Source organism: Faecalispora anaeroviscerum, from assembly GCF_947568225.1.
In the GTDB taxonomy this organism is placed as follows: domain Bacteria; phylum Bacillota; class Clostridia; order Oscillospirales; family Acutalibacteraceae; genus Faecalispora; species Faecalispora anaeroviscerum.
Map to the genome: position 1 here is coordinate 1,999,213 of NZ_CANOOQ010000001.1, position 14,096 is coordinate 2,013,308.

Consider the following 14,096-nt stretch of genomic DNA (forward strand, 5'->3'; position numbering starts at 1 on the left):
AATCCTTCCCGCAGCGTTGAAAAAACGTCTAAAAAAGGTCGAATCGAAGAGTCTTTTTCGGTTCGACCTTTTTTTATTCTATTATAGAATGAATTTGCCTTGTTTGTTTTTCCCGATTCCCCTATAATAAAATTTTGATAAGACCGTGCTCTGCCGCACGGCAAAACAGAGCGTTACAGGGGGATTTGCAAAATGGCCAGAATCATCGCGGGAAAAGAAATTGTCACATCTATGAACGGCACGCTAAAGCAGGAGACCGCTCTATTAAAGGAGCGGGGCTGCACGCCGACTCTGGCCATTGTGCGCATTGGGGAGCAGCCGGAATCTGCCGCCTACCAAGCGGGAGCAACGAAGCGTTGTGAAAAAATCGGCATTTCCGTTCAATCGCTGATTTTGCCGGAAAACAGTATGCTCAACGACGTGCTGGAGGTCATTCAAGCGCTGAACCGCGCTCCCTCCGTTCACGGGGTTCTGCTGCTGCGCCCGTTCCCGGCGCATCTGGATGACCGCGCCATTCGCGACGCGCTCTGCTGCGAAAAGGATGTGGACGGCGTTACCAGCCTTTCGCTGTACGGTGTTTTCACCGGCGTGCAGCAGGGGTTCCCGCCCTGCACCGCGCAGGCCTGCATCGATATTCTGGATTACTGCGGCGTTTCGCTGCGGGGCAAGCGCGCCGTCGTAGTGGGTGCCAGCCTTGTGATCGGCAGGCCCGTTGCGATGATGCTGCTGGCGCGCGGGGCCACTGTTACGTTGTGCCACATCGATACCGTAGACCTGCCCTCAGAATGCCGCCGAGCGGAACTCATCATTGCGGCGGCGGGAGCCCGTTCTCTTCTGAACAGGAATTGCCTTTCCCCCGGGCAAGTGATTCTGGATGTAGGCGTCACCGTAGGCCCGGATGGCCGCCTGCACGGCGACGTCGATTTTGAAGCGGCAAACGCGGTAGCGGAGGCATTCACTCCCGTTCCGGGAGGGGTTGGAACCGTAACCACCACGATTCTTGCCAAGCATGTGATCGAAGCCGCAAAGCGCGTCTTTCCCCTGGAATGACGACAGGAGGTTCGCCGTGTTTTCCTGTCAGACAATCACAACGGAATGGCCTTGTTTTTGCTTGCTTTGTTTTTTTGCGGCGGCAACTGTTTTTGATAACAGCTCCGTCTGTGAAAAATCGACCGTGCGGTTCGTAACCGCCGCGATCGAGAGTGTGGCAACCGGAAAATCTTCCGCGAATCCGTTCCGATTTTTCGAAATAATGTATCCGCGCTCCCAGTCCTCTTTGGAATAGAGCGGCCGTACCTGTCTGGAAAAGGTGGCGATCAAATTGTCGCACAGCTCAGGCAGGCACTCGGTATCCCGCGTAAGAATAATAAAATCATCTCCGCCAATATGTCCCTTAAAATCGGCGGCAGAACAGCAAAGATTCATGGTATGCGCAACTAGCCGAAGCATATTGTCCCCACAGGAAAAACCGTAGGCATCATTGTATGCCTTAAAGTGATCCAAATCCAGATAGATAATCGCGCAGGCCCGGTCATCTCCAAGCATGGCCTCTTCAATCGCACGTTGAATTGCGTTATTGCCCGGCAGGCCCGTAAGCGGGTTGGCGTCAGCCGCGTTCCTCACCCGAATATTGATCGCCGCGTTTAGCAGGTCGCGCACGGTGACAATGCCGAGATACCGCTTTCCTTCGGTGATCACCACCGCGTCATACATACTTTTCGGCTCCCGCTCCATGGCTTGGGCGGCAACATCGTTAATGGCCTTGCCGGAATCCACCGATAAAAAATCATCTTGAACTAAATCCTTGACTGTTCTGCGGGAATACAGGCTGTACCCGAACTGTCCGCTGAACCGTCCCAGCAAATACTGGCGGGTCAAAAGTCCGCAAACGGTACCGTCATGATTGATAATGCAAACCTCAGTCATGGAGGGATCACCACACATGGCCTGATAAACCGAGAGCGCGGGAGCATCCTCTGACAGCGCTTCTTTTTTACTGCAGATTGCACCAACATGACAAAAAGCAGGCCCGCTGCAACCCAGATTCAAAGAGTTATCCCGAGCCTCTTTCATCAGCAGCTTAATTTCGCCCGGCAGCCGCTGAAATTTCTCGTTCGGCCTGGCCAGAAAAAAGCCCTGTCCGTAATCCACGCCAACCTGAATCAGCGTTGCGAGTTCTTCCTTTGTCTCGATTCCCTCCGCAATCACCTGAATACCGGCTTCTTTGCAGAATTTCACGATTCCCGTCATCACGGATTTTTTCCTGCTGTCCCGGTCAATGTCCCTCACAATCCCCATGTCGATTTTGAGGAAGTTCGGAGAAAGCGCGCAAACCCGCACCAGCCCGGAATAGCCTGATCCGAAATCGTCGATCGCAATTTGAAAATTCTGCTTTTGATAATGCGCGAGGGTGGAGATAAATACCGGAACCACACTGACGCTGCTCTTCTCCGTTATTTCAAAAATTACTTCGTCCGGGTTCATCCCAAATTCACGGAGCATCTGGCTCGTAAAGCCGGAAATAAACTCGGGGTCATATATAATATTCGGGTCAACATTGAGGAACAGACGCGCGCCGACCGGCTTTGTAACGGCATTTTTCAATGCCTGCGTGCGGCAAAGACGTTCCAGCTCCCACAGCCGCTGAGTGGATGTGGCCAAATCGAACAGCTCTTCAATTTTGATTTCACAGCCCGGAAGAGAAATTCTACTAAGCGCCTCGTACCCCAGAATACTGCCGTCGCGCAGGGAGGCAATGGGCTGATACACAGGCTTAATGTATCCGCCTCTTAGTATTTCAATCAAAGAATTATCAGATCTCATCCATTCTGTCACTCCTCATAGCTCCGATTTATCGATTATAACACCGGTTAGCAAAAACATCTATCCTTTCCAAAAAAATGGTAAACTTATTCTATTGCTTTTGCATTATTTGCGACCTGCCAACGAATTAAAATCCAATTAAAATTTTCCAAACTGCCGCCCTGCCTCCCAGGCTGCGGAGAAGATTTCTACAATTTGAAAAAATCCTCTGCCATAAAACAATGTTTCACAGCAAAGGATTTTGAATTTGTTTTGAGAAAACGGGAGCTTACGAAATGCATAGAAGAGCCAGCCATAATCAGCTCTGGATTTTTCCGCAGGAATCAAAGCACGCTGATGTTCTTCCAAAAATCGAAAATGCTTACTATTAGCTTTTGCTAACTTGCAGCCAAGAGAACCGCGCCCCCGGCGCATGCTCTGTCCTGTTTACAGAAAATGATTATACTCCCGCTGTGGCGTGCGCTTCTACTCCGCACAGACAATTTCGACTCCATTCAGGCGATTTTTTTTTCGGTATTCCAATGGCGAAAAACCGATCACTTTTTTGAACGCAGCCGCAAATTTACTGGCATTCACATACCCCAGCCTCCACGCGACGGAGGACACACTCTCTTCGCTCTGGCACAGCAGCACGGCGGCCCTCTGCATACGGTAGGAACGCATATAAGCGTAAACCGAGGTTCCGTAAATTCCTTTAAAGCACTGCTTCATTGTCGTCATTGGCAGGTCAAAACGCTCCGACAACTCCTGCAGTGTAAAGTGGCAGTCCGAGTGGCAAACCATATAGTTCTTCATCCGCTTAACACACTCCACATGATTCTTCTGATAATAGCGCGGCTCCTCCAGGTGTTCAGCGGGATTAATCACACTGAGGAACAGCAGCAATTCCAGCACTTTCAGCTTAAAGTAGCCGAACTTCACCTGATCCGGCACTTTATAAAGCTCCGAAAAAATATGCTGAATCGAATCAGTTGCTCGCATGATAAAACAGTTATTGCCCGCGCAAAGCTTTTCCTGCAAAGCGTACAGGTCAATCGAAATATCTTTGAGTACGCCCGAAAGCGATTGCTCCGCCCGCTTAAGGTCGATCAAAACCGAGACCCCACTGTAATACTCCAACGGAAAACAGGGGCTTTTTGTTTGATTGGCCACCATATTCGCCGAAAGGTCGCCTTCTTCTAAATAAACACAGGTGCCGTTCAAAAAATCGCATTCGAAGCGTCCCCTACGGCAATGGTTAATCTCCATCACGTCGGCTGTCGTGCCCTTGCCGGAAACACAATAGGAGGAATGGAAATCATTATAGACTAACTCAACCCCGTCAAACACCTCAAAGCTTACCATTGTTCCCTCTCCGCCAATGTTTATCATGTGGTACACCGTACAGTCGGGCTGGTGCGTAATCGACAAAAACTCCGGGTCAACCAAATCATACTCCTCTAATGAGTGCATAAAATCCCTCCGCTTCTCCCTTTGCATCCGGCTTGCCGTCGTCCGCCCACGCCAGACTCAGCAAAAGTACAGACCAACAAAGTCAAGTTAGTCTTTTCTAACTTAAAGCGTATCAAATACAACACGCAATGTCAAGCACAGCAGGATTTACTCACCCAAAAGCGCTTAGTGCCCAGCGATTTTCTCTGTTTGAGTGCTTTCCCTTTTGGACGGCAAAACACGAAAAACGAATCGTTTTCCGTGTTTTGCCTGTTAGGAATATTCAAATGGAAGGAAACGCTTTTTTACAGTCTTCGCCGAACTTGATCTGCAATGCCTGCACAATCAGGTCAACGCAGTTCTCAATCCCCCACCGGCCGCTGTTCAGCGTTATATCATAGTTTACCGGGTTGGTCCAGTAGTTGCCGCCGGTGTAATATTTATAATATTCGGCACGGTATTTGTCCGTTTTCGAAATCAGGTTGTGCGCTTCACTTTCCGAAACGTTCATTGTCTGCATCACGCGCTTGGCACATACGGGCCTGCGTGCCTCAATATACACACTCAGCACATTGTCAAAATCTTTCAGCACGTAATCCGCGCATTTGCCTACAATGACGCAGCTTTCAGTACGGGCCAGCTCCTGAATAATTTTTTTCTGAAACTCAAACAGGCGGTCGTCAGATTCAAACGGATTGGTGTGCGGCAGCGGGGTCAGCAGCTTTTGCAGCGACATCAGCTGCTGACGCAGGTATCCGTCCCGCAGGCGCTCATCAACCTCTACAAAATCGTGTTCGTCCCGTCCGCTGTATTGCGACGCGAGCGTCAGGATTCGATTGGCATAGCTATGGATTCCCAGACGATCTGCCAGTCTGGAGGCTATTTCGCGGCCGCCCGTTCCAAAACCGCGGGCTATCGTAATCACAATATGGTCCATCGTTCACACTCTCCCTTTTTCTCCGCATAGGGATACGAATCTTTCTATTAGTTCATGGTTCTGAGAGGCACCGGATGAATCTCTTCTGGAATCGGAAGATAGGTCTGCCCTTGCAGAGCCAGAGTGTGCTCCTCTTTGGCCATCTCTAAAAGCTCCGGCTGCTGCATCAGACGCATGGCAGTGAGTGCAATCACTTTACCGGCCAGTAGCATTCCCTTATGCGCGTGAGAGGATTTCCCCTGAGAAACCACCTGCCAGGAATGCCCCGGAGTTCTGGGCGCCCAAGCGGCAGTGTACAGCTGCGCGGTCGGGCACATCCAGCTGACATCGCCCACATCGGTTGAGCCTGCTTCCACACGCACCAAGTGCATCGGCTCGTAGGGCACAATAAAATCGTAGAGGGGGTCAGATTTTTTCCCCAAAAGAAACTTCTTGTTTTTTGGGTCCATCCGCTCCTGAACCGCATCCATGTAACCGCGGTCGGCCCCCGCAGGCGCAGTGTCGGCATAGCGCTGCGTCAGCTCGTATTCCTCAGGAGTATACCTCGGCGTGCCGACCTCCGTGAGGGAATCAAACAGAGCCTGCTCCAGCACCTGATTCGAGATCATGTTGGCGCAGGATTTGATCAGTTGATGCTCCACAGTGGTTTCGGTCATGAGTGCCGCGCCCTGCGCAATTTTCTTCACCCGGTTCAAAAGCTCCAGCGCCTGATCCTGCCTTGGGGCGCGAACCAGATAAACCGCCTTGGCCAGATTCTGCACCACATTTGGGGAGTACCCACCTGCATTGGTAATCGCATAATGAATGCGCGCTTTTTCAACCATGTGTTCCCGTAAAAAATTGGTTCCCACATTCATCAGCTCCAGCGCGTCAAGTGCGCTGCGACCCATTTCAGGGCTGCCGGCGGCGTGAGCGCTGATGCCGTGAAAGGTAAATTGCACCTGAAAGTTTGCGAGCGAGCTGTTCTGGCAGACCATGTTCAGGCTGGACGGGTGCCAGGTCAGCGCACAGTCCAGCTTGGAGAAAGCACCCTCTCTGGCCATGTAGGCTTTGCCGGAGCCGCCCTCCTCGCCGGGGCAGCCAAAATAGGTAACCGTGCCGGAGAATCCGTCCTCCAGATACTTTTTGACTGCCAGTGCCGCCGCGACGGAACCAACGCCAAGGAGGTTATGTCCGCAGCCGTGACCGTTTGCTTCAGGATGATCGGATTCTTTTTGAACAACTCCTGCCTTTTGATTCAGACCCGACAGCGCGTCGAACTCGCCCAAAATGCCGATTTGAGGGCTGCCCGACCCAAAGGTAGCGGTAAACGCGGTTTGAATATGGAACGCGCCCCTTTCTACCGCAAAGCCCTCCTTTTCAAGGAAAGAACTAAGAGCCTCTGCCGACTGAAATTCTTCAAACTGCGTTTCGGCATAGTCCCATATCTGATCACTCAGAGCGCTGAGCGGGGTTGCTTTCTCATCAATTTCCGCAAGATAACGATGCAGATCCAACTCTCGTTTCATATGTCATCTCCTGGTTCTATCGAAAATAATCCAGCACACTCTCCATTACAACCTGGTACCCGAGCGGCAGGGAATCAATTTCCACATATTCCTCCCTTGTATGCGCTCCGTCGCCGTAATATGCCCCAAAGCACACACTGGGAATCCCCTGTGACAGGGGAATGTTGCAGTCGGTGGAGGAGGACGCGGTGCCCGGGCGCTTTCCAGTCACCTGCTCGATGATATCGCCCGCCCTCTGTACCAGCCGATCACGTTCTGCGGCCGCCGCCCCGGCAAGCTGCTCACCGGGGCGGTACCCGACCTCCTCTGCCGTAACCTCTACTCCGCGCTTGCGGTGCGCGGAGAAAATCTTTTCATATTGCTCCTGCATATATTGCAGACCGCGCGCATCATCCGACCGGTATTCGCACAGCATTTCGGCATTCTGCGCAATCGTATTTACAGAAGTACCGCCCGAAATCGTGCCGACATTGCAGGTTGTTTTCCCGTATGGGGGAATCTTGACGGCGTACAGATCGGTAACAATCCCAGCCAGCTGCGCAATCGCGTTGGGGCGCCCGTAATTCATATAGGAATGCCCGCCTTGCGTTGTCACGCTGACCCGAAAGCGGCGCGAACCCACCGAACGGTTCACCACATGAGTCAGCGTTCCGTCAAAGCTGCAAAATGCCTGAATGCGCCCCTGATACTCCTCACAGAGCTTGCGGGAACCCTTCAGATTCCCCATTCCCTCTTCTCCAGAATTGCAAACAAACAGCACGCCCAGGCCATCCTTGGGTTTTAGTCCCTTTCGCAGAACATAGTTTGCAGTCATCATCAAAGCGGCCAGATTTGCCGTGTCGTCGCCCACGCCGGGCGCCCAGAGCCGCCCCGAATGCTCCCTGACGGGAAGCGGGTCGGTATCCGGAAATACGACGTCGGTGTGGGCGCAGAACACAATCACCGGGTTCTCTTCTGTTACTCCAACGGGGCAGATCACATTGAGCGCGCTGTCGGTATAAGTCCCCTTAGCCCCGCAGGACTCCAGCCACTGCCTGCAAAACTCCATCCGTTTTTCCTCGTGGTTCGACGAGGATGGAATCGCCGCCAAGGTCTTTAATAGCTGATACGCTTCATCGCTGTGGGTCTGTAAGAAATCCTGCGCGTGTTCTGTCAGCACTGCTGCTACCTCCTAATCATTCATTGATTGTTTCAGGCTGTGCCGACCAGCCCTCTTCATACATCAGGCAGGCCACCCGGTGCCCGGGTACAACCTCCTTTAAATGGGGTGTGCGCAAAGAGCACTGCTCTGTGGCGTACGGGCAGCGCGTATGGAACACACAGCCGGACGGCAGATTGATAGGGGACGGAAGATCGCCCTGTAACATGATTCTCTCTTTTTTGGTGTGGGGCGAGGGATTCGGAACAGCGGAAAGCAGCGCGTTCGCATACGGATGCATCGTATTGCGGAACAGCTCCTCCGTTTCAGCCTCCTCCATCATGTGCCCCAGATACATCACACCGACTCTGTCTGACACATATTTTACCACACTCATGTCGTGCGCGATGAACAAAAAGGAAATATGCTCCTTCTCGCGCAGATCCTGCAGCAGGTTGATAATCTGTGCCTGAATCGATACGTCGAGTGCAGATACCGGCTCATCACAAATAATGATTTTCGGGTTTAAAATCAGCGCTCTGGCCAGGCCGACCCTCTGCCGCTGGCCGCCGGAAAACTCATGCGGGTAGCGGTAGAAATGCTCGAGCCGCAGCCCCACCTTTTCCATAATTTCCACCGCGGTATCCATACGGGATTCACGGGTGCCGATATTGTGAATCTTCAGCGCCTCCGTGAGGATATCTCCCACTCGCTGCTTCGGGTCCAGCGAGGTGTAAGGGTCCTGAAACACCATCTGGATCTGGCGGCGCATATCGATCAGCTGATGACGCTTCATAGCCGTCATATCCTGATCCAGCACCTCAATCGAGCCGCCGGTGGGTTCGGTCAGGTAGGCCAGTGTGCGGCCCAGCGTGCTTTTACCGCAGCCGGTTTCCCCTACAAGGCCGTAAATCTCTCCCTCATACAGAGAAATGTCCACACCATCCACCGCTTTTACGTTCTTTTTCGCCCTGCCAAGAACAGAACTGCGAACCGGAAAATATTTTTTGACTCCCGTTCCGCGCAAAACCACCTTTGCGGTATTTGTCATGCTCGTTTCCTCCTAACCGGCCTCATACTTAAGACGCTCCTGGTATAAGCTGCCGCTCAACTCATTCCTATAGTGACAGCGCACCCCCTGTGTTGCCGAAACCCGGCTCAGCTCGGGCATTTGCTCACTGCACAGGTCGGTGGCGTAAGGGCAGCGCGGGGCAAACCGGCAACCCACGGGAATCTGATCCAGCAGCGGCACCGTGCCGCTAATCTGGTACAGCCGGGTCGCCTTGGCGGTGTCGAGCTTGGGAATCGAATTCATCAGTCCCATGGTATACGGGTGCATGGGATGATCGAAAATATCCTCCACCAAGCCTTCCTCCACGATCTGGCCAAGGTACATCACAATGACTCTGTTGCACGTTTCCGCCACAACCGCCAAATCGTGCGTAATGAGCATCACCGCCATGCCGAGGCGCTTATTCATATCCACAATCAAATCCATAATCTGCGCCTGAATCGTCACATCCAGCGCGGTAGTGGGCTCGTCGGCAATCAAAAGCTGCGGGTGGCAGGCCAGTGCAACCGCGATCATTACTCTCTGCCGCATGCCGCCGGAAAGCTCAAACGGGTACTGGTAAAACCGCCGGGCCGGGTCGGGAATGCCAACCAGGTTCAGCATTTCAATGGCCTGCTCCCTGGCCTCTGCTTTTGTCTTTTTCTGGTGGATCAGAATCGCTTCCATGATCTGATTTCCCACCGTAAATACCGGATTCAGCGAGCTGAGCGCATCCTGAAACACCATCGAAATTTTGGCGCCGCGCACGCTTTCCATCTGCTTTTCGGGAATCGCAAGCAGGCTTTCCTCGTGAAACAGGATGTCGCCGGTGTAGCGCACGAACGATTTCTCATCATACAGCCGGAGAATCGACTGCGAGGTTACGCTTTTTCCGCACCCCGACTCGCCGACGATGCCGAGCATTTCGCCCGCGTAAACCTCAAAGCTGACACCGCCCACCGCCTTGAGCATGCCGCGCTCCGTTTTAAATTCCGTACATAAATTTTCTACCTGCAATACTTTTTCCATGCTGCCGGTCTCTCCTCTCCTACTGCTTCTCCAGCCAACAACAAAGGGAGTTTGCCTCTCCCCGCCGGTGGCGGGGAGAGCGCAATTTCTTCTTTTTTCAGCCGCAGATTCGCTTCAGTTGCTCTTCGGGTCCATCAGATCGCGCACACCGTCACCCAGAAGGTTCAGCCCCAGTACCGTCAGCGCGGTGAACGCGCCGGGGAACAGAATCATCCACCAGGCGGTGTAGATTACGTCTTTCCCTTCCTTTAAAATGTTACCCCAGCTGGGCGAAGGAGCCGGAACCCCCGCGCCGAGAAAGCTGAGGGCCGCCTCTGTGATGATGGCACTCGCAAACACGAAAGTCATCTGAACAATCATCGGCGAGAGGATGTTCGGCACAATGTGCGCCCACAGAATCCGCTTCTGAGAAGAACCGAGGCAGCGCATGGCCTCGATATACGTCTGCTCCTTAACCACCAGCGCCTGGCTGCGGGCCAGACGAGCCATATTGGGAATATTGACCACAATCAGGCTGATGATCACGTTTTTGATATCCGCGCCCAGCACCGCCATCATGGTGATGGCTAAAAGCGTGCTGGGGATGGCCTTGAGGCCGTCGCAGATCCGCATTAAAATGTTATCTGCCAGCTGATTGGTGCTGGCATACAGCCCGATCACAAGGCCGAGGAAGCCGGAAACAATGCCCACCGTAAAACCGACGGTAAGCGAAATTCTGGCGCCGTACAGCACGCGGGAAAACACGTCGCGCCCCATATTGTCCGTACCAAACCAATGCTCGGCGCTAATGCCCTGAAGGCGGTCTGCGGTATTCATCGCCAGCGGGTCGTGCATGGCAATCAGCGGGGCAAACAGCGCCAGAATAATCACCACCGTAACAACCGACAGCCCAAAGATCGAAGCCCGGTTATGGGTAAATTTTTTCAGCCGGATTTCCATCTGCTCCTGCGCCAGCTTTTTCTTCTGCAAACTCAAGTTGTTCTGAGAAACCGTGTAGGTCATGGTTCCCTCCGATCCGGTCGCGTTTGTATTTAGCATTTCATTCACCCTCCCCTCAGGTTGCTCGGACTCTGGGGTCCGCCACGCCGTACAGCAGATCTACCAGCATATTGATGAATACATTGAACAACGCGATTAAAAGAACAATCGCCTGAATCACGTAATAGTCGCGCCGGCCGATGGAATTGACCATTAGCTGCCCCAGTCCGGGGATGGAAAACAGGCTTTCAATAACCGCCGCGCCGGCCAGCATCTGAACCGCGCTCTGGCCGATCATCGTTATGATCGTAACCAATGAGTTTCTGAGAGCATGCTTTGCGATGATGACAAAATTCCGCACGCCCTTGGCCTTGGCCATTTTAATGTAGTCGCTGCCCAGAACCTCCAGCATCGCGGAGCGGGTCATGCGCATCATCAGTGCCGCGTTCATAAACCCAAGGGCAATTGCCGGCAGCGTCAGCGATTGAATGTGAGGCCACAGCCCCCGGCTGAGTTCCACATACCCGGAAACCGGGAAAAAATGCAGCTTCACGGCAAAAATAAGCATCAGGAACAGGCCGAACAAAAAGCTGGGCAGCGAAATCCCCGCCAAAGACAGAACCGTAACACCGTGATCTATCCCTGTTCCCTTGTTCCTGGCCGCCAGCATTCCCATCGGAATCGCGATTACGCTGGCAATCACCAGTGCGTACAGCGCAAGAGAAATGGTAGGTTTCACATGGCTGATCACCATGGATAAAACCGATTCCCCTCCTGCCGTGCTGACTCCGAAATCACCATGGAACATATTTCCAATCCAGATAAAATACTGTTCCACCACCGGACGATCCAAACCCATTTTTGCTTCCAGCTTCGCAACGTCGTCCGCTGTGGCCAAATCTCCCAGCATGGCGGCTGCCGGGCTGCCGGGCACCATTTTCAGCAATGTGAAAATGACCACCGACACCACGAATAAAACTGGTATAACAGACAGCAGTCTCCTAACAATGAATTTCTGCATCAGCTTTCCCCCCACAACCAAAGGATTCTAAAAATGAAATCATTCTACTATTCATTAGTCCTTTCGTTTCTTCCCCCGCCTGCGGTGGGGGAAGAAACGCTCAAATTCCTCATAAGGCTTTAGAAAAGCGAATAGATTCTGTTTTAGACTCCCGTAAAAATATCCGACTTAAGACTCGATGATACCGGCGTTCCAGAATTTGGGTCCGCCGCTGTACATATTGATGCCGGTCACATTTTTCTGCCATGCGAACATGCCCATGTAGTGGCCGGGGCAAATGATCGGCAGATACTCCCAGGAATACCCCTGCAGCTCAGTCCACTTTGCTTTTGCCTCTTCCAGCGTGGGAGCGGAGGTCATTTCTTTAAACAGCTTCGACAGCTTTTCATCGGTAGACCAGCCGGGATACTTCGCGCCAAAGTACAGCTTGAGCGACGGTACCGGAACCTCTGCGAAGGAGGTGATATACATATCAAACTTTGTGGGATCTTTGCGGTATTCCGTCAAAGTAGCCCAGTCAACAACGGTGAGCTTCACGGGGATACCGATCTTTTCGAGCTGCGATTTGATTGCAATGCCCATGTTATCCATTTTGTTCAGGGTAGCGACCAGAATGGTGAAGGTTTCCCCCTTATAGCCGTTATCCGCAAGAATCTTCTTGGCCTTCTCGGGGTCTTTCAGGTTGTAGTTTTCCTTCCCGGCGTCAGAAGACCAGAACGGCTGACCGGCGTCCATATAAGAGGAACCAAGCTCGTAAGCCTTGCCGAAAGAAGCTGTCAGAAGCTCGTCGTAATCGAGAGCGGTATTGACTGCGGTACGGAAATACTGCTTAGAGGCAATCCCCTGCTTGTGGTTCGGAATCAGTGCGATGGTACCCATCTGCGAGCTGACTGTGGTCAGATTCGAATTGCTCTGTAAGCGAGAGAAATCATCGTAGGCAACGTTAAACGCAACATCGTACTGCCCGGCTTCCAAACCGGCGGACTCTGTGGCCTGATCCGCAACCAGATCAAATTCGAGCACCTTGGTGGGAGCCGCCTTGTAGCCGCTCCAGCCGTCCACTTCCGTGCCCTTTGTGCCATAGGCAGCATAGTCGTCGAAACGCTCCAGCTTAATGTACTGATCCTGCTTCCACTCGGAAAACTTGTAGGGACCGGTGCCGATGTAGTCTTTCAGGAAGCCGTTGGAGTCTTCATTCTTGCACGCGGCGGCTGTTGTAATGGAGGCCGGCTGCGCAGCGCCCGCAATCATAGCGGGCAGCAGGATCAGCGAGGATTTGCCGTCGATTTTAACGGTGTAATCATCCACCTTAACAAACCGTGCGTCGCCAACCATTGTACCGGCGGAGCTGAAGCCCTCAATCCAGCGGTTCATGGAGGCCACCACATCGTCGGCCTTCATTTCGCTGCCGTCATGGAATTTAACGCCCTTTCTCAGTACAAAGGTAAGCGTTTTACCCTCGTTTGTCGCTTCATATTTTTCTGCTAACTCCGGTACCGCTTCCGCCTTGGAATTCAGCGTAACCAGCTTTTCCCAAACGGTACCATCACAAATCTGTCTTGCAATCAGGGAGCTGTTCTTATGCAAATCCAAAGATGGGGCCTGCTGTGTTACCGCAATGTGCAGCGTTTCCTTGTATTTTGCATTTTCCGGGGCCGATGCACTGCCGGAATCGGTGGAGCTTTGTGTTCCGGAAGACCCGGAACAGGCTGTCAGCGACATGGCCGCCGCCAGCACCAAAGCAAGGAATCGTTTCAACTTTTTCGATTTCATGTGGTACCCTCCTAACAAATGTTTCAATTACTTTATAACAAAAAGGGCACACGAATTATAAAAAATTCGCATGCCCCATTGCAAGCCGGTTAACGTGTATTTGGAATGTTGTTTTGAATTATACGTCCGACAAAAAAGATTTGTCAATAGGACGAAAGCGCATTCTGCAAGTTGCCAAAGCTTTAAAATCATATTTCTCTACTTTTTCTTTGCAAAAGCCCGCTCATAGCAGAGAGTTTTTTCTTCAAATATAGATAACAGCTCTATATTTTATTCGCATTTTGAAAAACTAAGGTAAGTTTTCACAAATTTTAAAAAGAATTTTTCACTTTTAAAACTTGCACAAATGCTTGCTTTGAAACAATATGAATATCTAGTTGATTTTAACAGAATAACAAATTACTACA

General features: G+C 52.1%; 12 protein-coding genes. 1 reads left to right on the forward strand and 11 read right to left on the reverse strand.

Going from position 1 to position 14,096, the window contains the following annotated elements:
* The first annotated feature begins 192 nt into the window (after positions 1 to 192).
* A complete protein-coding gene (locus tag QOS46_RS09915) occupies positions 193 to 1,050 on the forward strand; it encodes a bifunctional 5,10-methylenetetrahydrofolate dehydrogenase/5,10-methenyltetrahydrofolate cyclohydrolase (protein WP_283609345.1) in 858 nt (285 codons plus the stop codon).
* Between the two features lie 27 nt (positions 1,051 to 1,077).
* On the opposite strand, the gene QOS46_RS09920 is transcribed toward QOS46_RS09915, so the two are convergent.
* From QOS46_RS09920 to QOS46_RS09970, 11 genes are all read right to left on the reverse strand, one after another.
* Positions 1,078 to 2,823: a GGDEF domain-containing protein gene (locus QOS46_RS09920; RefSeq protein WP_283609347.1), complete on the reverse strand. Its 1,746-nt coding sequence runs from the start codon at positions 2,821 to 2,823 to the stop codon at positions 1,078 to 1,080.
* Between the two features lie 138 nt (positions 2,824 to 2,961).
* On the reverse strand, positions 2,962 to 3,237 hold the full coding sequence (locus tag QOS46_RS09925; RefSeq protein WP_283609349.1) for a hypothetical protein: 276 nt from the start codon (positions 3,235 to 3,237) through the stop codon (positions 2,962 to 2,964).
* A 51-nt stretch (positions 3,238 to 3,288) separates the two neighbouring features.
* Positions 3,289 to 4,275, reverse strand: coding sequence for a helix-turn-helix domain-containing protein (locus QOS46_RS09930; RefSeq protein ID WP_283609351.1), 987 nt, complete (start codon positions 4,273 to 4,275; stop codon positions 3,289 to 3,291).
* Between the two features lie 262 nt (positions 4,276 to 4,537).
* Entirely contained in the window at positions 4,538 to 5,191 is a 654-nt protein-coding gene (locus QOS46_RS09935) for a cytidylate kinase-like family protein (RefSeq protein ID WP_283609353.1), read from the reverse strand.
* Between the two features lie 47 nt (positions 5,192 to 5,238).
* On the reverse strand, positions 5,239 to 6,699 hold the full coding sequence (locus QOS46_RS09940; protein WP_283609354.1) for a M20 family metallopeptidase: 1,461 nt from the start codon (positions 6,697 to 6,699) through the stop codon (positions 5,239 to 5,241).
* Positions 6,700 to 6,715: 16 nt separating this feature from the next.
* Positions 6,716 to 7,858, reverse strand: a complete 1,143-nt coding sequence (locus tag QOS46_RS09945; RefSeq protein ID WP_283609355.1) for a M20 family metallopeptidase — start codon at positions 7,856 to 7,858, stop codon at positions 6,716 to 6,718.
* Positions 7,859 to 7,874: 16 nt separating this feature from the next.
* Positions 7,875 to 8,888: an ABC transporter ATP-binding protein gene (locus tag QOS46_RS09950; RefSeq protein ID WP_283609356.1), complete on the reverse strand. Its 1,014-nt coding sequence runs from the start codon at positions 8,886 to 8,888 to the stop codon at positions 7,875 to 7,877.
* 12 nt (positions 8,889 to 8,900) lie between these two features.
* Positions 8,901 to 9,917 (reverse strand): ABC transporter ATP-binding protein, encoded by a 1,017-nt coding sequence (locus QOS46_RS09955; protein ID WP_283609358.1) that lies wholly within the window; start codon positions 9,915 to 9,917, stop codon positions 8,901 to 8,903.
* Between the two features lie 114 nt (positions 9,918 to 10,031).
* Positions 10,032 to 10,955 carry an ABC transporter permease gene (locus QOS46_RS09960; protein ID WP_283609359.1) on the reverse strand — a complete coding sequence of 308 codons (924 nt, stop codon included), beginning with the start codon at positions 10,953 to 10,955 and terminating at the stop codon, positions 10,032 to 10,034.
* A gap of 16 nt (positions 10,956 to 10,971) precedes the next feature.
* Positions 10,972 to 11,916 (reverse strand): ABC transporter permease, encoded by a 945-nt coding sequence (locus QOS46_RS09965; RefSeq protein WP_283609360.1) that lies wholly within the window; start codon positions 11,914 to 11,916, stop codon positions 10,972 to 10,974.
* Positions 11,917 to 12,084: 168 nt separating this feature from the next.
* Positions 12,085 to 13,689, reverse strand: coding sequence for an ABC transporter substrate-binding protein (locus tag QOS46_RS09970; protein WP_283609361.1), 1,605 nt, complete (start codon positions 13,687 to 13,689; stop codon positions 12,085 to 12,087).
* Positions 13,690 to 14,096 lie beyond the last annotated feature (407 nt).

Bases quoted from the DNA above. Each gene is read 5' to 3' on its own strand.
- QOS46_RS09965 (WP_283609360.1), bottom strand. From the start codon at position 11,916: ATGCAGAAATTCATTGTTAGGAGACTGCTGTCTGTTATACCAGTTTTA.
- QOS46_RS09930 (WP_283609351.1), bottom strand. From the start codon at position 4,275: ATGCACTCATTAGAGGAGTATGATTTGGTTGACCCGGAGTTTTTGTCG.
- QOS46_RS09940 (WP_283609354.1), bottom strand. From the start codon at position 6,699: ATGAAACGAGAGTTGGATCTGCATCGTTATCTTGCGGAAATTGATGAG.
- QOS46_RS09970 (WP_283609361.1), bottom strand. From the start codon at position 13,689: ATGAAATCGAAAAAGTTGAAACGATTCCTTGCTTTGGTGCTGGCGGCG.
- QOS46_RS09960 (WP_283609359.1), bottom strand. From the start codon at position 10,955: ATGCTAAATACAAACGCGACCGGATCGGAGGGAACCATGACCTACACG.
- QOS46_RS09950 (WP_283609356.1), bottom strand. From the start codon at position 8,888: ATGACAAATACCGCAAAGGTGGTTTTGCGCGGAACGGGAGTCAAAAAA.
- QOS46_RS09935 (WP_283609353.1), bottom strand. From the start codon at position 5,191: ATGGACCATATTGTGATTACGATAGCCCGCGGTTTTGGAACGGGCGGC.
- QOS46_RS09915 (WP_283609345.1), top strand. From the start codon at position 193: ATGGCCAGAATCATCGCGGGAAAAGAAATTGTCACATCTATGAACGGC.
- QOS46_RS09925 (WP_283609349.1), bottom strand. From the start codon at position 3,237: ATGCGCCGGGGGCGCGGTTCTCTTGGCTGCAAGTTAGCAAAAGCTAAT.
- QOS46_RS09920 (WP_283609347.1), bottom strand. From the start codon at position 2,823: ATGAGATCTGATAATTCTTTGATTGAAATACTAAGAGGCGGATACATT.
- QOS46_RS09955 (WP_283609358.1), bottom strand. From the start codon at position 9,917: ATGGAAAAAGTATTGCAGGTAGAAAATTTATGTACGGAATTTAAAACG.